Source organism: Microbacterium sp. A8/3-1 (assembly GCF_040267695.1).
Classification (GTDB): Bacteria; Actinomycetota; Actinomycetes; order Actinomycetales; family Microbacteriaceae; genus Microbacterium; species Microbacterium luteolum.
The window spans coordinates 3,997,539-4,019,436 of the sequence record NZ_CP158357.1; the positions used below are offsets into that span (position 1 = coordinate 3,997,539).

Genomic DNA, 21,898 nt, shown 5'->3' on the forward strand with positions numbered 1-21,898 from the left:
CGGCGCCTCTGCCGACTCCGGAGCTGGGGCACCGTGGACGCGCCTACACTGTAAGGGTGGCGAGACTACTGATCGTCGGGGGCTTCCTGGCCGCCGTGTTCTGGGTGTTCAGCATCGTCGACTGCGCTGTGCAGCCGGCGACGCGGCACCGTGGCGTGCCCAAGGCCGCCTGGATCGCCATCGTGGTGCTGATCCCCGTGATCGGCGGCATCCTCTGGTTCACGATCGGACGCCGTCGCGCGAACGATCAGAGCCAGCGTCGGGTGCTCGCTCCCGACGACGACCCCACGTTCCTCCAGAGCATCGGCAAGACCGAGCAGGACGCCCGCATCAAGCGCCTCGAAGAGGAGCTCGCGCGCCTGGACGAGGAGACCGACGAGCCTCCCGCCGCGGATTCGCGCCCGTGACATCATCGCCGGCATCCGATGCCGCGGCATCGCTGCTCGCCGATCTCGTCGCGCACGGCGTGCGCGACGTGGTGCTCTCGCCGGGGTCCCGTTCGCAGGCGCTCGCGCTCGCCGCGGTGCGCCTCGCCGATGAGGGCGCGCTCCGGGTGCACGTGCGCATCGATGAGCGCGTCGCCGGATTCACCGCGCTCGGCATCGGTCGGGAGACGGGTGTCCCCGCCGCGGTGATCTGCACCTCGGGCACGGCCGTCGGCAACCTGCTGCCCGCTGCGATGGAGGCATTCCACTCCGGAGTGCCGCTGCTGCTCCTCACCGCCGACCGCCCTCCTGAGCTGCGCGGTGTCGGGGCGAACCAGGCCACCCGGCAGGAGCGCTTCTTCGACCGCTGGGTGCGCGACCAGATCGACGCGCCTGTTCCCGGAGACGGCGAGTGGAGCGGCCTCGCGGCACGCGCGATCGAGGCGGCGATGGGCGTCTCGGACGCTGCCGCCGGTCTGCCCGGCGTCGCGGGCCCCGTGCATCTGAACCTGCCGTCGCGGGAGCCGCTCTCCGGACTCCCGCCCGCGCTCGCGATGGTCTCGGGCGATGCGCCCCGCATCGTCGCTGGCGAGTCCTTCGTGCTCGATCGCGGACCTCGCACGGTGGTCGTCGCGGGCGCCGACGCGGGAGCGGCGGCCGAGGAGATCGCGCACGCCGGCGGCTGGCCCCTGATCGCCGAGATCGTCAGCGGGTCCCGCTTCGGCCGCCAGGTCGTGCACGGCTACCGGGCGCTCCTGCGGCGCGACGACCTCGGTGGCCGCATCGAGCGGGTGGTCGTCCTGGGCCATCCGACGCTGAGCCGCGAGGTGACCGCGCTCCTCTCCCGGGACGGGGTCGACGTCGTCGCCGTGCGACGGGGCGGCGAAGAACTGAACCTCAACGGCCGCACCCTCGGTGTCGGCGCCGTCGCCGTCGCGGCCGGTGATGTCGACCGCGCCTGGCTCGGCGAGTGGCTCGCGGCCTCCGCCGCCGAAGCTGTCGACCTGAGCGAGCACGCCCCCGATCCGGACGGCCTCGCATCGAAGGACTTCGCCGCCCGCCGGGACGCCGTCAAGGCCGAGCTCGACGCCGTGCGCCGTCCTCTCGACCGGGAGCTCCTCGTCGATGCGGTGTGGCGGGCGACGTGGCCGCACGACCGGCTGATGTTCGGGTCGTCGCGGCTCGTGCGCGTCGCCGACGCGGTGCTCGGCGGCAAGAAGGTCCCCGTGCACGCCAACCGCGGGCTGGCCGGTATCGACGGCACGATCGCCACCGCCACGGGCATCGCCCTCGCCAGCCAGGCCGCGGGCGCCCCGGGCATCACCCGCGTGCTGCTGGGCGATCTCGCGTTCCTGCACGACGTCGGCGCACTGCTGCTCCCGCCGGACGAGATCGAGCCTCGTGTGCAGGTCATCGTCGGCAACGACGGCGGCGGCACCATCTTCGACTCCCTCGAGGTCGCGGCATCCGCCCGTCCGGCCGATCTCGACCGCGCCTTCTACACGCCGCACACGGTGCGCCTCGAGCATCTCGCCCGCGCCTACGGCTGGGAGTACCAGCGCGTCACCACCCGCACCGCGCTCGATCAGGCGCTCACGTCGCCGCGTGGCGGACGTCAGATCATCGAGGTCCCGCTGCCGCGATGACTGGCAGGATGTGCGTATGAACGCGCACACCTGGACGAACACGCTGCGGGTCGCCGACGGCTTCCGCCTTGCCGACGTCGACCCCGACGCCAAGCCCGGTTACGACAAGGGCAAGGCGCACGGCGCGAAGGACCTCGCCGCGGGACTCGTGAATCTCAACGTCCTGCAGGAGCGGCTCTTCGCCGAGAGCCGCGTCGGCGTCGCGAAGGACTCGGTGCTGCTGGTGCTGCAGGCGATGGACTCGGCGGGCAAGGGCGGGATCGTGCGGCACGTCGTCGGCGGCGTCGATCCGCAGGGCGTCTCGCTCGCGGCTTTCAAGGCGCCGACCGCCGAGGAGCGCACGCACGACTTCCTCTGGCGCATCGAGAAGCGCCTTCCGGAGCCCGGGTTCATCGGGGTCTTCGACCGCTCCCACTACGAGGACGTGCTGATCGGACGCGTGCGCGAGCTCGCGGACGGACCTGAGATCGAGCGCCGCTACGACGCGATCAACGAGTTCGAGGCACGGGTGGCGGCATCCGGCACCCGCATCGTGAAGGTCATGCTGCACATCTCGCCGGAGGAGCAGAAGGCGCGTCTCATGGAGCGCCTCGAGCGCCCCGACAAGCACTGGAAGTACAACCCCGGCGACGTCGACGAACGGCTGCTGTGGCCGCAGTACATGGAGGCGTATCAGACCGTGTTCGACCGCACCTCCACCGAGGCCGCGCCCTGGTACGTCGTGCCGGCGAACTCCAAGTGGTTCGCGCGTCTGGCCGTGCAGGAGCTGCTGCTCGCGGCGCTCGAGGACATCGATCCGCAGTGGCCCGCCGCCGACTTCGACGTCGAGGCCGAGAAGAAGCGTCTCGCCGCGAGCTGACGCGTCAGGCGAGTGCGTCGACCAGCGGGCGGAACTTGACCCTGGTCTCCAGCAGCTCCGACTCCGGGTCGGATCCGGCGACGATGCCCGCGCCCGCGTACGCCGTCACGCGGATGTCGTCGGCGGCGGTGGTGAACTGCGCGCAGCGCAGCGCGATCGCCCACTCGCCGTTGCCCGCGGCATCCACCCACCCGACCGGCCCGGCATAGCGCCCGCGGTCGAACGGCTCGAGGTCGCGGATCGCGGCGATCGCGGCCGAGGTCGGCGTCCCGGCCACGGCGGCCGTCGGGTGCAGTGCCCGGATGAGGTCGAGCGCCGACTCGCCGTCGTCGAGCTCGCCCTCGACATCGGTGGCCAGGTGGAACAGGTTCGGCAGCTTGAGCAGGAACGGCTGCTCGCTCGCGGCCAGCGCCCGCGTGTGCGGGCGGAGCGAGGCGAGCACGCTCTGCACGGCGTACTGGTGCTCGTCGAGGTCCTTGGTGCTCGAGGCGAGATGAGCGGATGCCGCGGTGTCGGCATCCGCGTCGGCTCCGCGCCCGATCGTGCCGGCGAGGACGCGTGCCGTGACCGTGCCGTTCTGCACGGTCACCAGCGTCTCCGGGCTCGCTCCGATCAGTCCGTCCACCGCGAAGGCCCAGGTGTCGGGGTAGCCGGTCGACAGGGCGCGGACGAGGCGGCGCAGATCGGAGCCGGCCGGGATGCTGCCGGTGAGGTCTCTGGCCAGCACGACCTTGCTCAGCTCGCCGTCGGCGATGCGCGCGAGCGCGGCGCGGACGGAGTCCTGATACCCCTGCGGGCTCTGCGCACCGGGGCCGACGGTGCCCGCCCAGTGGGGTCCGTACGGGTGGGTGGCGAACTCCTCGTGGGGATCCGATGCTCCGGCGAGGCGGATGCGGGTCTCCCAGAACCGGTCTCCGTGGCGGCCGAGCACCTGCGTCGGGACGATCAGCACGCTGTCGGCGGCCGACTCCTCGTCGAAGGCGAAGGCCCCGAAAGCCACCAGTCCGGTGCCGGGGAGCCCGACGGGGTCGTCGATCTCGGCCTGGCCGGCCATGCCCCGCCAGAAGGTGGCGAGGGCCGCGCTGCGCGGCTCTGCTCCTCGGGCGGGCGGGCGGATGGCCGCCAGCGGCTCGCCGACCGAGACGATGCCGTCGCCACGGCGCAGCCAGGCGAGCGGGCGGGCGGGATCCGCGTAGGCCAGGAGGTCCTCGACCGGGTCGATCTCGCGGGTCTCCACGACCAGGTGGGTGGTGTGCACGTCTCCAGCCTATGCCGCGCCGAAGACCCGGATCCGCGTCGTCGTAGGGTGGGCGCATGAGCGATGCACGTCCTGCCGTCGGCGCCGAGATGATCTTCCAGTGGCGCAAGTGGGACGGATCCCCGCATTGGCGTCATGAGTGCGTGTACCTCGGCGCCGACGAGTGGGGCGACTGGATCGGGCAGCCGGTCGGATGGCAGAGCGCCCGCCCCGGCGCGCAGTTCATCGCTGCGGGACCGAACGTCACCCTCGTGCCTCGGCAGATCGACTTCGCGCTCACTGTCAACCGCGATCACCCGAACGGCATGCGCATCTACATCGACCTCGGATGGGACGTCCGCTGGTCGGAGGACCCGCTGCTGGCGACCGGCATCGACATGGACCTCGACGTCGCGCGCGTCGAGGGCGAGCGCGGGACCTGGGTGGACGACCGTGACGAGTGGGCCGAGCACAGCGTGCAGTACGGCTATCCGGCCGAGATCATGACCCGCCTCGAAGCCCTCGCGCTCGACCTCGAGGAGCGCGTCCGCACCCGGGCCGCGCCGTTCGACGACGCCACGGCCGATGTCTGGCTCGACCGCCTCGAAGCCCTGGACCTCGCGCCTAGACTGAACGCGTGACCCCGAACGAGATGAACCGCGCCGATCTCGGCAAGGACCCCGCCCGCGTGAGCGGCATGTTCGACCAGGTCGCCGCCGGCTACGACCGCACGAACACCGCGATGACCTTCGGCAACGACGCTCTCTGGCGCGCGGCGACCACGAGGGCCGTCGCGCCGAAGCCGGGGGAGCGGATCCTCGATCTCGGGGCGGGCACCGCTTCGTCCTCGGCATCCCTCGCCCGCAGCGGCGCCGAGGTGATCGCCGCCGACTTCTCCCCGGGCATGCTGGCCGAGGGGCAGCGCCGGCACGGTGCGATGCGCAACCTCTCCTTCGTGCAGGCCGACGCCACGGACCTGCCCTTCGCGGATGCCGAGTTCGACGCGGTCACGATGTCGTACGCCCTGCGCAACGTGAGCGACCCGAAGAAGGCGCTCCGCGAACTGCTCCGCGTGACGAAGCCGGGAGGGCGTCTCGTGATCAACGAGTTCTCCACACCGCCGGCCAAGCTCTTCCGCGGCGCCTACCGCTTCTACAACGACCAGGTGCTGCCGCGGGTGGCCCGGGCCGCGGGCACGAACGGCGACGCCTACGACTACCTCAACGAGTCGATCCGCGAGTGGCCGGATCAGAAGAAGCTCTCGGCGTGGATCCGCGAAGCCGGCTGGGTCGACGTCGCGTACCGCAACCTCTCCTTCGGCATCGTCGCCCTGCACAGAGCCCGTAAGCCCGAGTGAGAATCCCGGGCGAAATCCGCTGCACCCGACGAAGGTAGGCTGGGACCGTGACTTCGAGCCCCATCGCCCCGGGTTCGCGACTGGCGAGCCGTCTCGGCTTCAGCGATCGCGTCTTCATCGGCCCCGCCGCCCGCCGCGTCGCGCGCGCCATCGAAGACGGTCTGGAGCGTGTCGAGACCGGGCTGGCCGAAGACGTGCGTGTCGCCGATCCGCTGGCCGACGCCGCGAGCCGGTATCTCTACGAGGCGGGCGGCAAGCGCATCCGTCCCGTGCTGACGCTGCTCGCCGCCCAGCTCGGCGAGGGGAACACGGATGAGGTGATCGACGTCGCGAAGGCGCTGGAGATCACGCATCTGGGCTCGCTCTACCACGACGATGTCATGGACGGAGCCGACCGTCGGCGCGGCGTCCCCGCCGCGCACGCGGTCTGGGGCAACAGCATCGCGATCCTCACCGGCGACATCCTGTTCTCGCGCGCCAGTCAGCTGATGTCACGGCTCGGCGAGCGCGCCATCCGTCTCCAGGCCGACACGTTCGAACGCCTCGTGCTCGGACAGATGCACGAGACGATCGGCGCGCAGCCGGATGACGATCCGATCCAGTTCTACATCCAGGTGCTCGCCGACAAGACCGGTTCGCTGATCGCCGCCGCGACGCAGGGCGGAGTCATCTTCTCCAACGCCCCGGCCGAGTACGAAGAGCCGATGCGGGTCTACGGCGAGAAGATCGGCGTCGCGTTCCAGCTCATGGACGACGTGATCGACCTCTCGGCGAAGCCCGAGGACACCGGGAAGGTGCCGGGCACCGACCTGCGTGCCGGGGTGCCCACCATGCCCTACCTGCTGCTCAAGGCCGAGCCCGATGCGGCATCCGTCGACCTGGCCGCGCGCATCGACGCCGGGGTCGCCCTCATCGCAGACGGCGCCGATCCGGCGCTCCTCGACGGCCCTCTCGACGAGTTGCGCGACCATGCGGTGACGCAGAAGACCCTCGAACTCGCCCACGCCTGGACGCAGGATGCCATCGATGCGCTCGGCCCGCTCCCGCGCGGCACGGTGCGTGAGGCGCTGACCCGATTCGCTGAGACCCTCGCCGATCGCTCCAGCTGAATCCGGCCCTGCGATCCGCGAGGTCGCACGACGGGCGCGACGGCACACGAAAGGACCTCCCATGACCAAGCTCAGACTGGCCATCGTCGGTGCGGGCCCCGCAGGCATCTACGCCGCGGACATCCTGCTGAAGGCCGAGCGCAAGTTCGACGTCTCCATCGACCTGTTCGAACAGCTCCCGGCGCCCTACGGCCTGGTCCGCTACGGCGTCGCGCCCGATCACCCCCGCATCAAGGGCATCATCGGCGCGCTCCGGGATGTGCTCGACCGCGGCGACATCCGCCTGTTCGGAAACGTCCGCTTCGGCGAGGACATCACGCTCGAAGACCTCAAGCACCACTACAACGCCGTCATCTTCGCGACCGGCGCCATCAGGGACACGTCGATGGACATCCCCGGTGTCGACGCGGTCGCCTCCTACGGGGCGGCCGACTACGTCAGCTGGTTCGACGGCCACCCCGACGTCCCGCGCGAGTGGCCGCTGGACGCCGAGTCGGTCGCGGTGATCGGCAACGGAAATGTCGCGCTCGACGTCGCCCGGATGCTGGCCAAGCACGCGGAGGACCTGCTCGTCACCGAGGTGCCGGCGAACGTCTACGAGGGCCTGCAGGCCAGCGCTGTCACCGACGTGCACGTGTTCGGACGTCGCGGCCCCGCGCAGGTGAAGTTCACGCCGCTGGAGCTGCGCGAGCTCGGCGAGCTGCGCGATGTCGACATGGTCGTCTACGACGAGGACTTCGACTACGACGAGGCCTCGAAGGAGGCGGTCGCGAGCAACAAGCAGGTCATGGTGATCGACCGCGTCCTGCAGTCGTGGCGCAAGCGCGACTCGGTGAACAACGCGGGCGGCACGGCATCGCGGCGCCTGCACCTGCACTTCTGGGCGCGGCCCATCGAGGTCCGCAAGGACGAGGACGGTCGGGTCGCTGCGCTCGTCTACGAGCGGACCCAGCCGGACGGCGAGGGTGGAGCGGTCGGCACCGGCGAGCTGCGCGAGGTGCCGATCCAGGCGCTGTACCGTGCCATCGGCTACTTCGGCTCGCCCCTGCCCGGCGTCCCCTTCGACAAGAAGCACGGCGTCATCCCGAACCGCGAGGGTCAGGTCCTCGCGAAGGACTCCAACCAGCGGGTGCCCGGCATCTACGCGACGGGCTGGATCAAGCGCGGACCGGTCGGCCTGATCGGCCACACGAAGTCCGACGCCATGGAGACCGTCCGGCACATCATCAACGACCAGGGGTCGTGGTGGCAGCCGGAGGACCCGTCGGAGGAGTCGATCCCCGCCCTCCTGCAGGAGCGCGGAGTGAAGTGGACCGACCTCGAGGGGTGGCACCGTCTCGACGAGCACGAGATCGGGCTCGGCGCACCGCACGAGCGCGCCCGAGTGAAGGTCGTTCCTCGCGACGAGATGGTGCGGGTCTCGCGCGGCGAGTAGCGCCGTCACCGGATCGTTGCGAGCCGTTCCCGACCTGTCGGAGATGCTCTCCTAGGCTGAGTGCATGCGACGCCGATCTCTCCTCATCCTCGGCGCGGTTGCGCTCCTGCTCGTGTCCGGCTGCACACCCACGCCCGACCCGAAGCCCACCGTGTCGGTCGATCCGTCGCCCTCGGCGACCCCGACGCCGACCCCCGATCCGATCGTCGCGCCGACGCCCGCGTTCGATGTGACCTGCGACGACGTGGCGGCGGAGATGTCCGCCCTCGTCGGCCCTCCCGCCGGTGCGGTCGAGGAGCACCTGTCGCTCGTCTCGATGCCCAACTGGTACCCCGGGCCCGCTCTGTATGCGTTCCAGCGGGCCGGGGGCATCGCCTGCTCGACGGGAGACGACTCGCGCAGCTGGGAGGTGACCATCGTTCCCGGAGCGCAGACCGTGATCACGGGCGCGGAATCCCGCGGCGGATGGTGGGGCGAGGAGGCCCGCTGCGAGGGCAACGGGATGTGCGTCCTCCAGGTGGTCGACGGCGACGTCCTCGTCTCCGGTCTCGTGTTCGACCCGGAGCTTGCGGCCGACGACGCCGGGCGCATCGACGAGGGGCTGCGCCGCATCGCGGCCGCGGCCGTCGCCACGAGTACGCAGGTCGAGCTCGCCCCGAGCGACATCGTCGGAGTGGAGTGCGCCCGGTACCTGACCGCCGTGGAGCTCGGCGAGGACCTCGGCACCGAGGTCGTCCTCAGGGACTCCTTCGGCGGCTGGGGCATCCCGTCAGAGGTCTATCAGGTGGTCAACGGGTCGCGCATCTGCCACTACGCCTCCAACGGGAACGAGTACGAATCGCAGGGGTTCCTGACGATCACCACCCTGCCCGGCGGCGCGTGGGCCTTCGAGCGGATCGAGGACGGCACAGCCGTCGAGATCGAGGGAGCGGATGCCGCGCTCCGCGGCGTCGACGAGTTCGATCGCCCGCTGATCGATCTGCGTCTCGGTACGGATTGGATCCGCCTCACCACCTATCAGGGCTCCGGGATCTCGGACCTGACGCCGATCGCCGAGCAGGTCGTGCAGAACTTCACCGTCGGGCGTCCGGCGCCGCAGTAGCGTCCTCGGCTAACCTGGCGACGGGGGAGGCGCGCATGGCCGACTGGATCGCAGACGTTCTCGGCGACGAGTTCGAGCAGCTCACGCTCGCTCTCGGCGACGACGATCAGGGGCCGGTCGTGGCCACGCTCGTCCGTGCGCTGCCGCCCGAGCAGGGATGGTGGGATCGGCTGCGCGGACGGACCCCGATGCTCGACGGCGTCGACGTGCTGTACGTGCACGGCTGGTCCGACTACTTCTTCCAGAAGCGCCTCGCCCGCTTCTGGACATCGAGGGGAGCGCGCTTCTTCGCGCTCGACCTGCGCAAGTACGGCCGCAGCCTCCGCGACGGACAGACGCCGGGATATGTCGCCGATCTCGCGACCTACGACGAGGACATCGCCGCGGCGCTCGACGCGATGGGGCACGCGATCGATGGAAGCGACGGTCGCAAGCTGGTGCTCCTCGGTCACTCGACCGGCGGACTGGTCCTGAGCCTGTGGGCATCGCGCCATCCGGAGGCCGCGGATGCGGTGATCCTGAACAGTCCGTGGCTGGAGTTCCAGATCGCGCCGGTGCGTGCGGCGATCGCGCCGATGGTGGAGCTGCAGGCGAGGATCCGTCCGCGCGAGGTGGCCCCGCAGGTCGATCTCGGCTTCTACTCGAGGGCGCAGCAGGAGGTCGCGGATCCGGACGATCCGATGGAGGTGAATCCGCTCTGGCGTCCCGCGCAGACGATGGCCGTGTACGCCGGCTGGCTGCACGCGATTCTGTCAGGCCACCGGACGGTCGCGTCCGGGCTGTCGATCCCCGTGCCGGTCTGCGTGCTCCTCTCGGCTCGCTCGGCCGTGCCCACCCGATGGTCGGAGGAGCTCACCGCCGCGGACTCCGTGCTGGTCGTCGACGACATCGCGAGCGCGGCCCTGCATCTCGGACCCTCCGTCACGGTGGAACGGATCGACGGTGCCCTGCACGACGTGTTCCTCTCCCGGCACGAGGCGAGGGAAGACGCGTATCGACGACTCGGACGCTGGGTCGCCGGCTGGCGTGCGTCCGACGGTCGCTCGATCACACGTAGTGCATCGCCCGGGTGAGGCGCTCCGCCTCGTCGCCGTCTCCGCGGAGGACGGCGTCATGGAAGTCGACGTAGACCTGCAGCATCCGTTCGCGGTCGTCGACGGGCACCGTCCAGTGGCGGAGATTGCGCAGCAGCGCGACGGTCGTCTCCTCGATGACCGTGCAGTGCTGGGCGTTCTCGCTGTGCGCGCCGAAGTAGGCGAAGACCGCCCATCGCGTGTTGGTGGTCAACGTGCTGTCATGGAGCGAGCCGTACATCGCCTGCACGAGTCGGGCGACGTGCTCGCGCTGCGACGCGGTGAGTCGCGGCACCGCCAGACGCGCGGCGATCCCCGCCTGGTACCCCGCGAACGCGAGAGACTGCGCGATGGTGTCGGTGGTGACCTGAGTGACCTCGGTGTATCTGCTGGGGTACATGATCACCATCCCCAGCCGCTCCAGGCGCTGCAGCGCCTCGCGCACCGGCGTCCGTGAGACGTGCAGCCGCTCGGCGACCTCGTGGTCTCGGATGCGCTGGCCCGGGGCCAGCGTCCCATCGACGATCTGCCGGCCGATGTGCTGGAAGACCTCGTCCGCCAGCAGCTGCTTGTTCTCGCCCGTGCTCTTCGTTCCCATGCTGCCCATGGACCCCCGCCCCCAGTTGCTTCCTTCTCCCCGGCCTCGTGATGCGCCCGGGTGGGCAACTTCATCACAGATCGCGCAGGATGCCAACACACTACGCGCAAAAGACTTTTCCGAAGTTCACATGACGCATGCTGCCTGCGGGCGCACCTCGAGTCGGGATCCCACCCAGTCTTGGGCATGCCAACCGGTATATCGATATGCGATCCGGAAACGACGAAACGATTCAGCGGATGCCTGGCATCCGCTGAATCGTCTCTGGTGTCGCGCTCGGTCTCGACGACCGTCGCGGAGGCTCAGCGGTAGTTGATGAACTGCAGGTCGACCTCGAGGTCGGAGCCGCGGAGCAGCGCCATCACGGACTGGAGATCGTCGCGGCTCTTGGACTGCACGCGCAGCTCGTCGCCCTGGATCTGGCTCTTGACGCCCTTCGGCCCCTCGTCGCGGATGATCTTGTTGATCTTCTTCGCGTTCTCGGAGGAGATGCCGTCCTTGAGGGTCGAGACGATGCGGAACTCCTTGCCGCTGGCGAAGGGGTCTCCGGATTCGAGGCTCTTCAGCGAGATGCCGCGCTTGATGAGCTTGGACTGGAACACGTCGAGGATGGCGTTCGCTCGCTCCTCCGTGTTGGCGATGATGAGGATCTGCTCGCCGCTCCACGCGATCGATGCTCCGGTGCCCTTGAAGTCGTAGCGCTGCTCGACCTCCTTGCGGGCCTGGTTGAGGGCGTTCTCGGCCTCCTGGTGATCCACTTTCGAGACGATGTCAAAGGAACTGTCAGCCATAGGAGAAGTGTATCGAGACTGCCGTATCCGTGAACTCGTGGAAGCGTTTTCAGCTGTCGGCCCCCTGCTGTGCGGGGTCACAGGTTGATATCGACAGCCTCTTCCCTTGTGAATCCCGCTGATCTCGTTGCATACTGTAAGCGCTTGCAGTACTGCAGGCCATCAGCACTGAGAGAGGCACACACCAATGAAGGTGAACAAGAGGGGCATCGTCGCGGCAGGCGCGATCGCCATCGTTTCGGCTCTGACGCTCGCCGGCTGCTCCACCGGGACCAGCGGTGACGACTCGTCCGGCGGCGACAAGGCCGGCACGCTGACCGTGTGGGTCGACGCGGAGCGCGTCGACGCGCTGCAGGGTGCTGCCGACTCGTACGAGGACAAGACCGGCGTCAAGGTCGAGCTCGTGGGCAAGTCGGTCGACGACATGAAGGACGACTTCATCCAGCAGGTCCCGACCGGCAAGGGCCCCGACGTCGTCATGGGCGCGCACGACTGGCTCGGCGAGCTCTCGACGAACGGCGTCGTGGCGCCTCTCGAGCTCGGCGACAGCTCCGCCGACTACCTGCCCGTCGCGCTTCAGGCCGCGACCTACGACGGCACCGTCTACATGCTCCCGTACGCGGTCGAGAACATCGCGGTGCTGCGCAACGCCGACCTCGTTCCCGCGGCCGCCACCAGCTTCGACGACATGATCTCGAAGGGTGCCTTCGTCGTGGAGCAGGGCGCCGAGGGCAACCCGTACCACCTCTACCCGTTCCAGACCGCCTTCGGCGCTCCGGTCTTCGGTACCGACGACTCGGGCAGCTACGACTCGACCGACCTGCAGCTCGGCAGCGCAGGCGGAACCGCCTTCGCCGCCTGGCTCGCCGCGCAGGGTGCCGCAGGCACGCTGAACACCGACATCGACGGCGAGATCGCCAAGCAGCAGTTCCTCGACGGCACCGCGGCCTTCTGGCTGACGGGCCCGTGGAACGTCGGCGCAGCCGTCGACGCCGGCATCAACGTCGCGATCGACCCCGTGCCGAGCCCGACGGCGGAGACGGCCTCGCCGTTCGCCGGAGTGAAGGGCTTCTTCGTCAGCTCCGAGTCGAAGAACAAGGTCGCAGCGAACGACTTCCTCGTGAACTACATCGGTACGGAAGACGTGCAGCTCGCGCTGTTCGAGGCCGGCAACGTCCTGCCCGCACTCACCGCCGCCGCCGACTCCGCGGCATCCGACCCGATCATCGCCGGCTTCCAGGCCGTCGGCGCCGACGCCGTCCCGATGCCGGCCATCCCGGCCATGGGCTCGGTCTGGCAGTTCTGGGGCGTCGCCGAGGCGGCGATCATCAACGGCGAGGACCCGACGACGACGTGGCAGAAGCTCGTCGACGACGTGACCGCGGCGATCAAGTAACAGCTGAGATACCGACTCTGCCGGGGTGGGCGTGCATCGCCCACCCCGGCAGGATCATGACGAGGACGACATGACAGAGACCGTCGAGCCCACGGCTCCGCCCACCCAGCGCCAGCGACAGGCAGCGAAGATCGCGGAGGCCGCGTCCGGCCCGATCGGCTGGCTGCTGCTGAAGATCCTGCTGCTCGCGGTCGTCGACGCGATCGCGCTCTACGCGGCGTTCGTGCTCTTCACCCACCAGGAGTGGCTGATCCTCGGGATCGTCGTCGTCGTCGCGGTCCTCGTCAACTATCTCTACTTCTCCCGCAAGCGCATCGCGGCGAAGTATCTGACGCCCGGCATCATCTTCCTGGTGGTGTTCCAGGTCTTCACGCTGCTCTACACGGGCTACATCGGCTTCACCAACTACGGCACGGGCCACAACGGCACCAAGGAACAGGCCATCTCCTCGCTCCTCGCCTCGGCGCAGGAGCGGGTCGAGGATTCGCCCACCTACCCGGTGACCGTCGTCGAGCAGTTCGGCGGCTACGGGCTGCTGGTCACCGACCCCGAGACCGGAGACGCGCTGCTCGGCACCGCGGAGCAGCCGCTGCAGGAGGTCGACGCGGAGTTCGAGGGAGGCCAGGCCGTCGCGGTCGAAGGCTGGACCACCCTGCCGCTCGCGACCGTGTTCACGCTCTCCGAAGAGCTCGACAAGCTCTCCGTCCCCTTCAGCGACGACCCGAACGACGGCAGCCTGCGCGCTCCGGACGGGCAGAAGGGCTACCTGTACGTCTCGACTCTCGAGTACGACGCGGATACCGACACCATCACGGATACCGACAGCGGCACGGTCTACTCCGACACCGGCGCCGGGGCGTTCACGTCCGAGGCCGGGGCGGAGCTCCTGCCCGGGTGGCAGACGACCGTCGGGTTCGACAACTTCGTGCGCGCCGTCACCGACGCATCGATCCGCGGCCCGCTCATCTCGGTCACGATCTGGACCTTCGCCTTCGCCCTGATCTCGGTCGCGTCCACGTTCTTCCTGGGCCTGCTGCTCGCCCTGGTCTTCAACAACACCCGGATGCGGTTCCGCAACGGCTACCGCATCATCCTGATCCTCCCGTACGCGTTCCCCGCGTTCCTCTCGGCCCTCGTGTGGGCCGGCATGATGAACGAGAGCTTCGGGTTCATCAACCAGGTCATCTTCGGCGGAGCATCCATCCCGTGGCTCACCGATCCGGCGCTCGCCAAGGTGTCGGTGCTGCTGGTGAACCTGTGGCTCGGCTTCCCGTACATGTTCCTCGTGTGCATGGGGGCGCTGCAGGGCATCCCGGAGGACGTGAACGAGGCCGCGGTCATGGACGGAGCGAACCCGTGGCAGGTCTTCCGCCGTATCAAGCTGCCGCTCCTGCTGGTGACGGTCGCCCCGCTGCTCATCTCGTCGTTCGCGTTCAACTTCAACAACTTCAACCTGATCTACATGCTGACCAAGGGCGGACCGCGCTTCAGCGACGTGTCGATCCCGGTCGGGCACACCGACATCCTGATCTCGATGGTCTACAAGGTGGCCTTCACCGGACAGGCGCGCGACTACGGCTTGGCATCCGCCTTCACCATCCTGATCTTCATCGTGGTGGCGACGATCTCGATCATCAGCTTCCGCAAGACCAAGGCCCTCGAGGAGCTGAACTGGTGAGCACTGCCAGCCCCGTCACCGTCGAGCGGAGCGTCGCCCCGCGCCGCCGCAGCTTCGGCGCCTGGTTCGCCGACACCGGATGGCGTCACCTCGTGGCCATCGTCGTCAGCGCCTTCGCGCTGTTCCCCCTGCTGTACGTGGTCTCGGCCTCGTTGAACCCGAAGGGCACGCTCACCGGATCGAACCAGCTTTTCTCCGCCATCGGGATCGACAGCTACGTGCGCATCCTCAGCGATCCGCAGAACCCGTACGGCCTGTGGTTCCTCAACACCCTGCTCGTCGCCGTCGTGACCGGAGCGGTCACGGTGTTCATCGGCGCCTGCGCGGCGTACGCCTTCTCGCGCATGCGCTTCGCCGGACGCCGGGTCGGGCTCGTCACGATCGTCGTCGTGCAGATGTTCCCGCAGCTGCTCGCGGTGGTGGCGATCTTCCTGCTGATGTCGACGCTGGGGGACTGGTTCCCCGCGATCGGGCTGAACACGCACACCGGGCTCATCCTCGTGTACCTCGGCGGCGCGCTGGGCGTGAACACTTACCTCATGTACGGCTTCTTCAACACGATCCCGAAGGAGATCGACGAGGCCGCCCGCATCGACGGCGCCGGTCACGCCCGCATCTTCTTCACGATCATCCTGCGCCTGGTCGCGCCCATCCTCGCGGTCGTCGGACTCCTGTCCTTCATCGGCACCGTCAACGAGTACGTGATCGCCAGCGTGATGCTCGTCGACGTCGAGCAGCAGACGCTCGTCGTCGGACTGACCAAGCTCGTCGCGAACCCGCGCTACGCGGACTGGTCGGCGTTCTCGGCCGGAGCGGTCATGGCCGCGATCCCGGTGATGATCCTGTTCCTCTTCCTGCAGAAGTACATCGTGGGCGGGCTCACGGCGGGAGCCACGAAGGGCTGAGCCGACGGGGCTGGGGGAGCGGCGCCTCCTCGTCCTCCTCGGATTCGTTCTCGTGTCGGCATCCGGGCTCTGGCTGGTGTGGCGGCTGCGCGGTCGCGCCGCCCGATGATCGGCGTTGCGACCGGTGCGACCGCCGGCGCGGGCCTACCGTGGAGGCATGGCACGGGTCGGCGGACGCAACCTCGCGATGAGCTGGGTGGCCGGCGTGATCTGCGCCGGGATCATCGGCGCCCTCGTGTGGTTCTCGATCCCCATCCTCCCGGTCCTCGCCGAGTTCGCCGGAGATGCGCTGCGCAGCGCGCTCCCCTGACGGCAACCCGACCGAAACCCGGGAAAACAGCGGTATGCCGACACGTCGGCACGCCTGCGTGAGCGGCCGCCCGCCCGGCGGTAGCCTCGCACTGCACACATCCGATGAGAGGCGCATCCCATGAGCGACCCTGAGCTTCACAAGCCCGAGAAGCCGGCAGACGTCGACGACGTCGTCGGCAGCGCGAACGCCGGTCTCGACGCCGCCGCCGCCGCGGGTGCGGACGTTCCCGGCACCTCGCCCGAGTCGCCGGAGAGCAAGCCCGTCGACCCCGACCTCGTCGCGTTCGAAGAGGCGGAGCGCGAGCACCCCGGCCTGTTCTCGTCGCCGACGCCCACGGAGTCCGCATCGACGTCCGACGGCGCCAGGGACTACTCCGACGCGGACACGACCGCCGCGTTCGTCCCGCCCGTCTCGCGGCACGACGACGCGACGGCCGCGTACGACCGCGTCTCCTCGTACGACCGCGACGAGGCGCCCCTCGCCGACACGGCCTACGCTCCGCCCGCGGACCAGACCGAGACCCGCATCGTCCCCTCGGAGCCGCTGATCGCCGCTTCGGCTCAGGCGCCGCAGCCGATCTTCGTGCAGGCTCCCGAGCCGCCGCGCGACCGCGGCAACCGCGGCACGGCCGGTGCGATCGGTCTGCTCGCGACCGTCGCGTTCGCCGTCCTCTACCTCGGCGCCACGATCGGCTTCGGTGCGATCGCCGGTGACGTGACGGGTGAGAACATCGGCGAGGCCCTCGTCGCGCCGCTGCTCACCTGGGGCTACTGGACGCCTGTCGTGGTCTTCTTCCTCGGCTTCTGGCTGCTGGGCGCGATCATCAACCGCGGACGCTGGGGCCTCTGGGTCGTCTTCGGCATCGTCGTCGGTGTCATCGCCTACGCCGGACACATCCTCGGCCAGCTCTTCGAAGCCCCGTTCTGGAAGCTCACGGCCTCCGAGGGGCTCGATCTCGCCGGCTCGCAGCTTCTCGCGCCGCTGGCGATCGCGGCCTTCGTGTTCGCGCGCGAGCTCACCATCTGGTTCGGCGCGTGGGTCGCACGCAGCGGGGCACGCAAGACCGAGTACAACGCCGAGGCGCAGCGCGAGTACGAGCGCACCCTCGAAGCCGGTCCGACGCTCGCGAGGTAATCACGAACTCCACCACGCCGAACCCCCGCGGACCCGAGTCCGCGGGGGTTTCGGCTGTCCTGGCGATCGTCTTCGCCACCATCGGATTCTTCGCTCTCGCCGTATGCGGGCTGGGCGCGGTCAGCGTGCTGACGGATGCCGACATCATCGCCGTGCCGGGTCTCGGCCCTGTCCCGGGAGTCACCGGGATGCTGGCGGCCGTCGTCGCCTTCGCCCTCATGCTGTGGTCGACGCTCCGGCGGCAACATCCATCCTTCGTCGCGACCATCGCGATCGCCCTCGTCGCCGCGCTCGCCCATCTCGCGGGCGTCTGGGCGGCCGTGCTCATCGGCGTCGGCAACGTCATCATCGCCACGGCCGTGGCCGGCGACCTCGTCCGCGGGGGAGCGAGCGCGGTGCTGCTGCTGGCGGCCGCGATCGGCGCGTGGGGCGGCATCGCCCTGCGACGAACGCGCGCCGCTCGACCGCGCTGGCCCTGGGAGGGCGACGAAGACGAGTGACGCCCCGCCGTGACGCGGGAAATCGCGGCGGTGCCGCGCGACGCGCCGTACGCTGGAGGGGTGGAGCGCTCATTGGAGACGCAGGTGGACCAGGCCGTCGAGGCCTGGCTGCGCTGGGTGCCGCGCTGGGAGCCGGCGACGCATCGCGGACGCGTCGCGCCCTGCCGTCGCTGCCTGGGGTCCCCGATCCTGTCGGCCGCCGGCATCGGCGCCAACGCGCCGCACGGCGTGCAGCACGGTCTGTCGACCCGGATGAAGACGATCGTCGATCACGCCGTGGCCGACTACACGTCCCGGAATCTCCCGATGCTGCAGCGCGAACTCGACGATCAGGCCGCACGCAACCGTGCACGCAGCTACCGGCCGTCCGAAGACCTCGACCCCGAGTTCGACGGCCTCCCGCTCGATCCCGAACCGGTGCCCGGCGCACCCTTCCTGTTCACGATCGCCGGGCTCGCCGACGACGCGGCCGATCAGTTGCCGCCACTCCCGCCTCTGACGGAGGAGGCCAAGATCGCGCTGCGCCAGGAGGTCGCACTCGCCGACGAGTACGCCAACATGGTCGGGCGCGAGATCTGCGGCATCCTGCTCCGACACCGCCTGCACATCCAGGCCGCGATCTCGCAGCACGTCGAGCCGCAGATCGAGGCGCTGCTGGCGGAGCTCACGCAGTCGCTGGACTCGCCGTTCGACCCGGACGCTGCATAGAGTCCCGCATCATCCTGATGTATCGGCATACAGCGCCGAGATCCGTTGCTGCGCGCGTGCTCGCGAATCTAGTCTGACCGGATTCCTGCCCCACGCAGGGATGGACGCCCCCGCAGCGCGGATGACGGCGATGCTCCGACGAAAGGACCGATCATGTTCGAATTCCCTCCCGCAGACGACCCGTGGTGGCTGACCTGCGACGCGCAGTTCCTCTGGGATCTGTACGGCCCCGGCAGCTGACCCCGCTCTCTCCGCACGACGAGCCCCGCAGCAGACGCTGCGGGGCTCGTCTGCGTCCGGCGCTCATTTGACCGCCAGGTTACGCGGCATTACACTTGGTCAGGTGTGTGCACGTCTTGACGTGCGCACCGGGCGTCGGCACCTTGCCGGTCCGCCTCCACGGCATACCCACCACACAAAAGCCCGCCGATTCCGGCGTGCCGGTGGGGCATGATGTGAAACCCATCACGCTGTCACCGTGCAGCACTATGAGGAGAGAACGTGCCAACCATTCAGCAGTTGGTTCGCAAGGGTCGCTCGCCGAAGGTCACCAAGACCAAGACGCCAGCCCTGAAGTCGAACCCGCAGCAGGCCGGGGTCTGCACCCGCGTCTACACCACCACCCCGAAGAAGCCGAACTCGGCGATGCGCAAGGTCGCTCGTGTGAAGCTCCGCAACGGGACCGAGGTCACGGCCTACATCCCCGGTGAGGGTCACAACCTGCAGGAGCACTCGCTCGTGCTCGTCCGCGGCGGTCGTGTCAAGGACCTCCCCGGTGTGCGTTACAAGATCGTCCGCGGCGCCCTGGACACCCAGGCCGTCAAGAACCGTAAGCAGGCTCGTTCCCGCTACGGCGCGAAGAAGGGTTGAGTTAGATGCCTCGTAAGGGTCCCGCCCCCAAGCGCCCCGTGGTCAACGACCCGGTATACGGCGCTCCGATCGTCACCTCGCTGGTGAACAAGATCCTCGTCGACGGCAAGAAGTCGATCGCCGAGGCCATCGTCTACGGCGCCCTCAGCGGTGTCGAGGCGAAGAACGGCGGCCAGGACGCCGTCGCCACCCTGAAGAAGGCGCTCGACAACGTGCGCCCGACTCTCGAGGTCCGCAGCCGCCGCGTCGGTGGCTCGACCTACCAGGTGCCGATCGAGGTCAAGCCGCACCGCGCGAACACCCTCGCGCTGCGCTGGCTCGTGAGCTACGCCAAGGGTCGTCGTGAGAAGACGATGACCGAGCGTCTCCAGAACGAGATCCTGGACGCGTCGAACGGCCTGGGTGCCGCGGTCAAGCGCCGCGAGGACACGCACAAGATGGCCGAGTCGAACCGCGCGTTCGCTCACTACCGCTGGTAAACACTTCGCCCGCTCCCGGCCACACGCCGGGAGCGGGCACCCCTCCGCGCAGTACGACTGCACGAAAAGATAAGGACACTCCTGTGGCACAAGACGTGCTCACCGACCTGAGCAAGGTCCGCAACATCGGCATCATGGCGCACATCGATGCCGGCAAGACGACGACGACCGAGCGCATCCTGTTCTACACGGGCGTCAACCACAAGCTCGGCGAGACGCACGATGGCGCCTCGACCACTGACTGGATGGAACAGGAGAAGGAGCGCGGCATCACGATCACGTCTGCCGCCGTGACCTGCTACTGGAACAAGAACCAGATCAACATCATCGACACCCCCGGTCACGTGGACTTCACGGTCGAGGTGGAGCGCTCGCTCCGCGTCCTCGATGGTGCCGTCGCCGTCTTCGACGGCAAGGAGGGCGTCGAGCCCCAGTCCGAGACCGTGTGGCGTCAGGCCGACAAGTACAACGTCCCGCGCATCTGCTTCGTCAACAAGATGGACAAGCTCGGCGCCGACTTCTACTTCACGGTCGACACGATCATCAACCGCCTCGGTGCGAAGCCGCTGGTCATCCAGCTGCCCATCGGTGCGGAGAACGACTTCATCGGTGTCGTCGACCTGGTCGAGATGCGTGCTCTCGTCTGGGCGGGCGACTCGAAGGGTGACGTCACGATGGGCGCCTCCTACGAGATCCAGGAGATCCCGGCCGACCTCAAGGAGAAGGCGGACGAGTACCGTCAGCAGCTCCTCGAGACCGTCGCCGAGACCGACGACGCGCTGCTCGAGAAGTTCTTCGGCGGCGAGGAGCTCACTGTCGCCGAGATCAAGGGCGCGATCCGCAAGCTCACCGTGGCTTCCGAGATCTACCCGGTCCTCTGCGGCTCGGCGTTCAAGAACCGCGGCGTCCAGCCGATGCTCGACGCGGTCGTCGACTACCTCCCGAACCCGCTCGACGTGGGTTCGATCGAGGCGCACGACCCGAAGGACTACGACACGATCATCGAGCGTCACCCCGACGCCAACGACCCGTTCGCAGCCCTGGCGTTCAAGGTCGCCGTGCACCCGTTCTTCGGTCGCCTCACCTATGTGCGCGTCTACTCGGGTCACCTCGACTCCGGCTCCGCGGTCATCAACTCGACCAAGGGCAAGAAGGAGCGCATCGGGAAGATCTTCCAGATGCACGCCAACAAGGAGATCCCCGTCGCCTCGGTGACCGCCGGAAACATCTACGCGGTCATCGGTCTGAAGGACACCACCACCGGTGACACCCTGACCGACCCGGCCTCGCCGGTCGTCCTCGAGTCGATGACGTTCCCCGAGCCCGTCATCGAGGTCGCCATCGAGCCGAAGACCAAGGCCGACCAGGAGAAGCTGGGTGTCGCCATCCAGAAGCTCGCTGAGGAGGACCCGACCTTCCGCACGGAGCTCAACCCCGAGACCGGTCAGACGACCATCAAGGGCATGGGCGAGCTGCACCTCGACATCCTCGTCGATCGCATGAAGCGCGAGTTCAACGTCGAGGCGAACGTCGGCAAGCCCCAGGTGGCCTACCGCGAGACGATCCGCAAGAACGTCGAGAAGCACGACTACACCCACAAGAAGCAGACGGGTGGATCGGGTCAGTTCGCCAAGATCCAGTTCAACATCGAGCCGCTCGATCTGGACGACGAGAAGACGTACGAGTTCGTGAATGCCGTCACCGGTGGTCGCATCCCGCGCGAGTACATCGGCTCGATCGACGCCGGTTTCCAGGACGCCATGAACGTCGGAGTCCTCGCGGGCTACCCGATCGTCGGCGTCAAGGCGACCATCGTCGATGGTGCGGCGCACGACGTCGACTCCTCGGAGATGGCGTTCAAGATCGCCGGATCGATGGGTATGAAGGAGGCTCTCCGTCGGGCGAGCCCCGTGCTGCTCGAGCCGCTGATGGCCGTCGAGGTCCGTACGCCCGAGGAGTACATGGGCGACGTCATCGGCGACCTGAACTCCCGTCGTGGCCAGATCCAGTCGATGGAGGATGCCGCAGGCGTCAAGGTCGTGCGTGCACACGTGCCGCTGTCCGAGATGTTCGGCTACATCGGCGACCTGCGCTCGAAGACCTCGGGTCGCGCCGTCTACTCGATGGAGTTCAACAGCTACGCTGAGGTTCCCCGCAACGTGGCCGACGAGATCGTCCAGAAGCACCAGGGCGGCGAGTAGTCATCTTCCTGGGAGTCGGATTCCCCTGAGCCTGTCGAAGGGCCGGCTCCCAGGTCCCCTACAACTTCACATTCCCTCTCTA

At 68.7% G+C, this 21,898-nt stretch carries 22 protein-coding genes; 19 read left to right on the top strand and 3 right to left on the bottom strand.

What is annotated here, in order from left to right:
• Positions 1-56: 56 nt before the first annotated feature.
• The 3 genes from ABS642_RS19495 to ABS642_RS19505 are packed head-to-tail and all read left to right on the top strand — an operon-like array spanning position 57 to position 2,930.
• Entirely contained in the window at positions 57-407 is a 351-nt protein-coding gene (locus ABS642_RS19495; protein ID WP_282216198.1) for a PLD nuclease N-terminal domain-containing protein, read from the top strand.
• Positions 404-2,071, top strand: a complete 1,668-nt coding sequence (gene menD / locus ABS642_RS19500; RefSeq protein ID WP_350351443.1) for a 2-succinyl-5-enolpyruvyl-6-hydroxy-3-cyclohexene-1-carboxylic-acid synthase — start codon at positions 404-406, stop codon at positions 2,069-2,071. The genes ABS642_RS19495 and menD overlap by 4 nt, the downstream gene beginning before the upstream one ends.
• Before the next feature lie 16 nt (positions 2,072-2,087).
• Entirely contained in the window at positions 2,088-2,930 is an 843-nt protein-coding gene (locus ABS642_RS19505) for a polyphosphate kinase 2 family protein (RefSeq protein ID WP_282216200.1), read from the top strand.
• Between the two features lie 4 nt (positions 2,931-2,934).
• Here the strand turns inward: ABS642_RS19505 and ABS642_RS19510 are convergent, their stop codons facing one another.
• The gene (locus tag ABS642_RS19510; protein WP_350351444.1) at positions 2,935-4,188 is read right to left on the bottom strand and encodes an isochorismate synthase; all 1,254 of its coding nucleotides are present in this window, start codon (positions 4,186-4,188) and stop codon (positions 2,935-2,937) included.
• Between the two features lie 56 nt (positions 4,189-4,244).
• On the opposite strand from ABS642_RS19510, the gene ABS642_RS19515 reads away from it, so the two are divergent.
• From ABS642_RS19515 to ABS642_RS19540, 6 genes are all read left to right on the top strand, one after another.
• Positions 4,245-4,808: a hypothetical protein gene (locus ABS642_RS19515; RefSeq protein WP_350351445.1), complete on the top strand. Its 564-nt coding sequence runs from the start codon at positions 4,245-4,247 to the stop codon at positions 4,806-4,808.
• A gap of 11 nt (positions 4,809-4,819) precedes the next feature.
• Positions 4,820-5,524: a class I SAM-dependent methyltransferase gene (locus ABS642_RS19520; RefSeq protein WP_350353469.1), complete on the top strand. Its 705-nt coding sequence runs from the start codon at positions 4,820-4,822 to the stop codon at positions 5,522-5,524.
• 47 nt (positions 5,525-5,571) lie between these two features.
• Positions 5,572-6,633, top strand: coding sequence for a polyprenyl synthetase family protein (locus ABS642_RS19525; protein WP_350351446.1), 1,062 nt, complete (start codon positions 5,572-5,574; stop codon positions 6,631-6,633).
• 61 nt (positions 6,634-6,694) lie between these two features.
• The gene (locus ABS642_RS19530; RefSeq protein WP_282216205.1) at positions 6,695-8,068 is read left to right on the top strand and encodes an FAD-dependent oxidoreductase; all 1,374 of its coding nucleotides are present in this window, start codon (positions 6,695-6,697) and stop codon (positions 8,066-8,068) included.
• 64 nt (positions 8,069-8,132) lie between these two features.
• Positions 8,133-9,170 (top strand): hypothetical protein, encoded by a 1,038-nt coding sequence (locus ABS642_RS19535; RefSeq protein WP_350351447.1) that lies wholly within the window; start codon positions 8,133-8,135, stop codon positions 9,168-9,170.
• A gap of 35 nt (positions 9,171-9,205) precedes the next feature.
• Positions 9,206-10,243 carry an alpha/beta hydrolase gene (locus ABS642_RS19540; RefSeq protein WP_350351448.1) on the top strand — a complete coding sequence of 346 codons (1,038 nt, stop codon included), beginning with the start codon at positions 9,206-9,208 and terminating at the stop codon, positions 10,241-10,243.
• Here the strand turns inward: ABS642_RS19540 and ABS642_RS19545 are convergent.
• On the bottom strand, positions 10,218-10,850 hold the full coding sequence (locus tag ABS642_RS19545; RefSeq protein WP_350351449.1) for a GntR family transcriptional regulator: 633 nt from the start codon (positions 10,848-10,850) through the stop codon (positions 10,218-10,220). The genes ABS642_RS19540 and ABS642_RS19545 overlap by 26 nt on opposite strands.
• Before the next feature lie 293 nt (positions 10,851-11,143).
• Positions 11,144-11,632 carry a YajQ family cyclic di-GMP-binding protein gene (locus tag ABS642_RS19550; RefSeq protein WP_282216209.1) on the bottom strand — a complete coding sequence of 163 codons (489 nt, stop codon included), beginning with the start codon at positions 11,630-11,632 and terminating at the stop codon, positions 11,144-11,146.
• Positions 11,633-11,819: 187 nt separating this feature from the next.
• On the opposite strand from ABS642_RS19550, the gene ABS642_RS19555 reads away from it, so the two are divergent.
• The 10 genes from ABS642_RS19555 to fusA all read left to right on the top strand — a co-directional run bounded on the left by ABS642_RS19555 (position 11,820) and on the right by fusA (position 21,816).
• Complete coding sequence (locus ABS642_RS19555; RefSeq protein ID WP_282216210.1) at positions 11,820-13,028, top strand: extracellular solute-binding protein; 1,209 nt, start codon at positions 11,820-11,822, stop codon at positions 13,026-13,028.
• A 70-nt stretch (positions 13,029-13,098) separates the two neighbouring features.
• Positions 13,099-14,706 (top strand): ABC transporter permease subunit, encoded by a 1,608-nt coding sequence (locus ABS642_RS19560; protein WP_350351450.1) that lies wholly within the window; start codon positions 13,099-13,101, stop codon positions 14,704-14,706.
• Positions 14,703-15,611, top strand: a complete 909-nt coding sequence (locus tag ABS642_RS19565) for a sugar ABC transporter permease (protein ID WP_282216212.1) — start codon at positions 14,703-14,705, stop codon at positions 15,609-15,611. Before ABS642_RS19560 ends, ABS642_RS19565 begins: the two co-directional genes overlap by 4 nt.
• Before the next feature lie 157 nt (positions 15,612-15,768).
• Positions 15,769-15,921 carry a hypothetical protein gene (locus ABS642_RS19570; protein ID WP_282216213.1) on the top strand — a complete coding sequence of 51 codons (153 nt, stop codon included), beginning with the start codon at positions 15,769-15,771 and terminating at the stop codon, positions 15,919-15,921.
• A 120-nt stretch (positions 15,922-16,041) separates the two neighbouring features.
• Positions 16,042-17,058: an ABC transporter gene (locus tag ABS642_RS19575; RefSeq protein ID WP_350351451.1), complete on the top strand. Its 1,017-nt coding sequence runs from the start codon at positions 16,042-16,044 to the stop codon at positions 17,056-17,058.
• Between the two features lie 125 nt (positions 17,059-17,183).
• A complete protein-coding gene (locus ABS642_RS19580; RefSeq protein WP_350351452.1) occupies positions 17,184-17,558 on the top strand; it encodes a hypothetical protein in 375 nt (124 codons plus the stop codon).
• Between the two features lie 60 nt (positions 17,559-17,618).
• Complete coding sequence (locus ABS642_RS19585) at positions 17,619-18,266, top strand: spermidine/putrescine ABC transporter substrate-binding protein (RefSeq protein ID WP_282216216.1); 648 nt, start codon at positions 17,619-17,621, stop codon at positions 18,264-18,266.
• A gap of 501 nt (positions 18,267-18,767) precedes the next feature.
• Positions 18,768-19,136 (top strand): 30S ribosomal protein S12, encoded by a 369-nt coding sequence (rpsL, locus tag ABS642_RS19590; RefSeq protein WP_028502478.1) that lies wholly within the window; start codon positions 18,768-18,770, stop codon positions 19,134-19,136.
• A 5-nt stretch (positions 19,137-19,141) separates the two neighbouring features.
• Positions 19,142-19,615 (top strand): 30S ribosomal protein S7, encoded by a 474-nt coding sequence (rpsG, locus tag ABS642_RS19595; protein ID WP_223622188.1) that lies wholly within the window; start codon positions 19,142-19,144, stop codon positions 19,613-19,615.
• An 83-nt stretch (positions 19,616-19,698) separates the two neighbouring features.
• Entirely contained in the window at positions 19,699-21,816 is a 2,118-nt protein-coding gene (gene fusA, locus ABS642_RS19600) for an elongation factor G (protein ID WP_282216217.1), read from the top strand.
• The last annotated feature ends 82 nt before the right edge of the window (positions 21,817-21,898 follow it).

What these genes read in the sequence shown, in the direction of transcription:
- ABS642_RS19505 (WP_282216200.1), top strand. Translation starts at nt 2,088, where the DNA reads ATGAACGCGCACACCTGGACGAACACGCTGCGGGTCGCCGACGGCTTC.
- ABS642_RS19515 (WP_350351445.1), top strand. Translation starts at nt 4,245, where the DNA reads ATGAGCGATGCACGTCCTGCCGTCGGCGCCGAGATGATCTTCCAGTGG.
- ABS642_RS19520 (WP_350353469.1), top strand. Translation starts at nt 4,820, where the DNA reads ATGAACCGCGCCGATCTCGGCAAGGACCCCGCCCGCGTGAGCGGCATG.
- ABS642_RS19530 (WP_282216205.1), top strand. Translation starts at nt 6,695, where the DNA reads ATGACCAAGCTCAGACTGGCCATCGTCGGTGCGGGCCCCGCAGGCATC.
- ABS642_RS19535 (WP_350351447.1), top strand. Translation starts at nt 8,133, where the DNA reads ATGCGACGCCGATCTCTCCTCATCCTCGGCGCGGTTGCGCTCCTGCTC.
- ABS642_RS19540 (WP_350351448.1), top strand. Translation starts at nt 9,206, where the DNA reads ATGGCCGACTGGATCGCAGACGTTCTCGGCGACGAGTTCGAGCAGCTC.
- ABS642_RS19545 (WP_350351449.1), bottom strand. Translation starts at nt 10,850, where the DNA reads ATGGGCAGCATGGGAACGAAGAGCACGGGCGAGAACAAGCAGCTGCTG.
- ABS642_RS19550 (WP_282216209.1), bottom strand. Translation starts at nt 11,632, where the DNA reads ATGGCTGACAGTTCCTTTGACATCGTCTCGAAAGTGGATCACCAGGAG.
- ABS642_RS19555 (WP_282216210.1), top strand. Translation starts at nt 11,820, where the DNA reads ATGAAGGTGAACAAGAGGGGCATCGTCGCGGCAGGCGCGATCGCCATC.
- ABS642_RS19560 (WP_350351450.1), top strand. Translation starts at nt 13,099, where the DNA reads ATGACAGAGACCGTCGAGCCCACGGCTCCGCCCACCCAGCGCCAGCGA.
- ABS642_RS19570 (WP_282216213.1), top strand. Translation starts at nt 15,769, where the DNA reads ATGGCACGGGTCGGCGGACGCAACCTCGCGATGAGCTGGGTGGCCGGC.
- ABS642_RS19575 (WP_350351451.1), top strand. Translation starts at nt 16,042, where the DNA reads ATGAGCGACCCTGAGCTTCACAAGCCCGAGAAGCCGGCAGACGTCGAC.
- rpsG (WP_223622188.1), top strand. Translation starts at nt 19,142, where the DNA reads ATGCCTCGTAAGGGTCCCGCCCCCAAGCGCCCCGTGGTCAACGACCCG.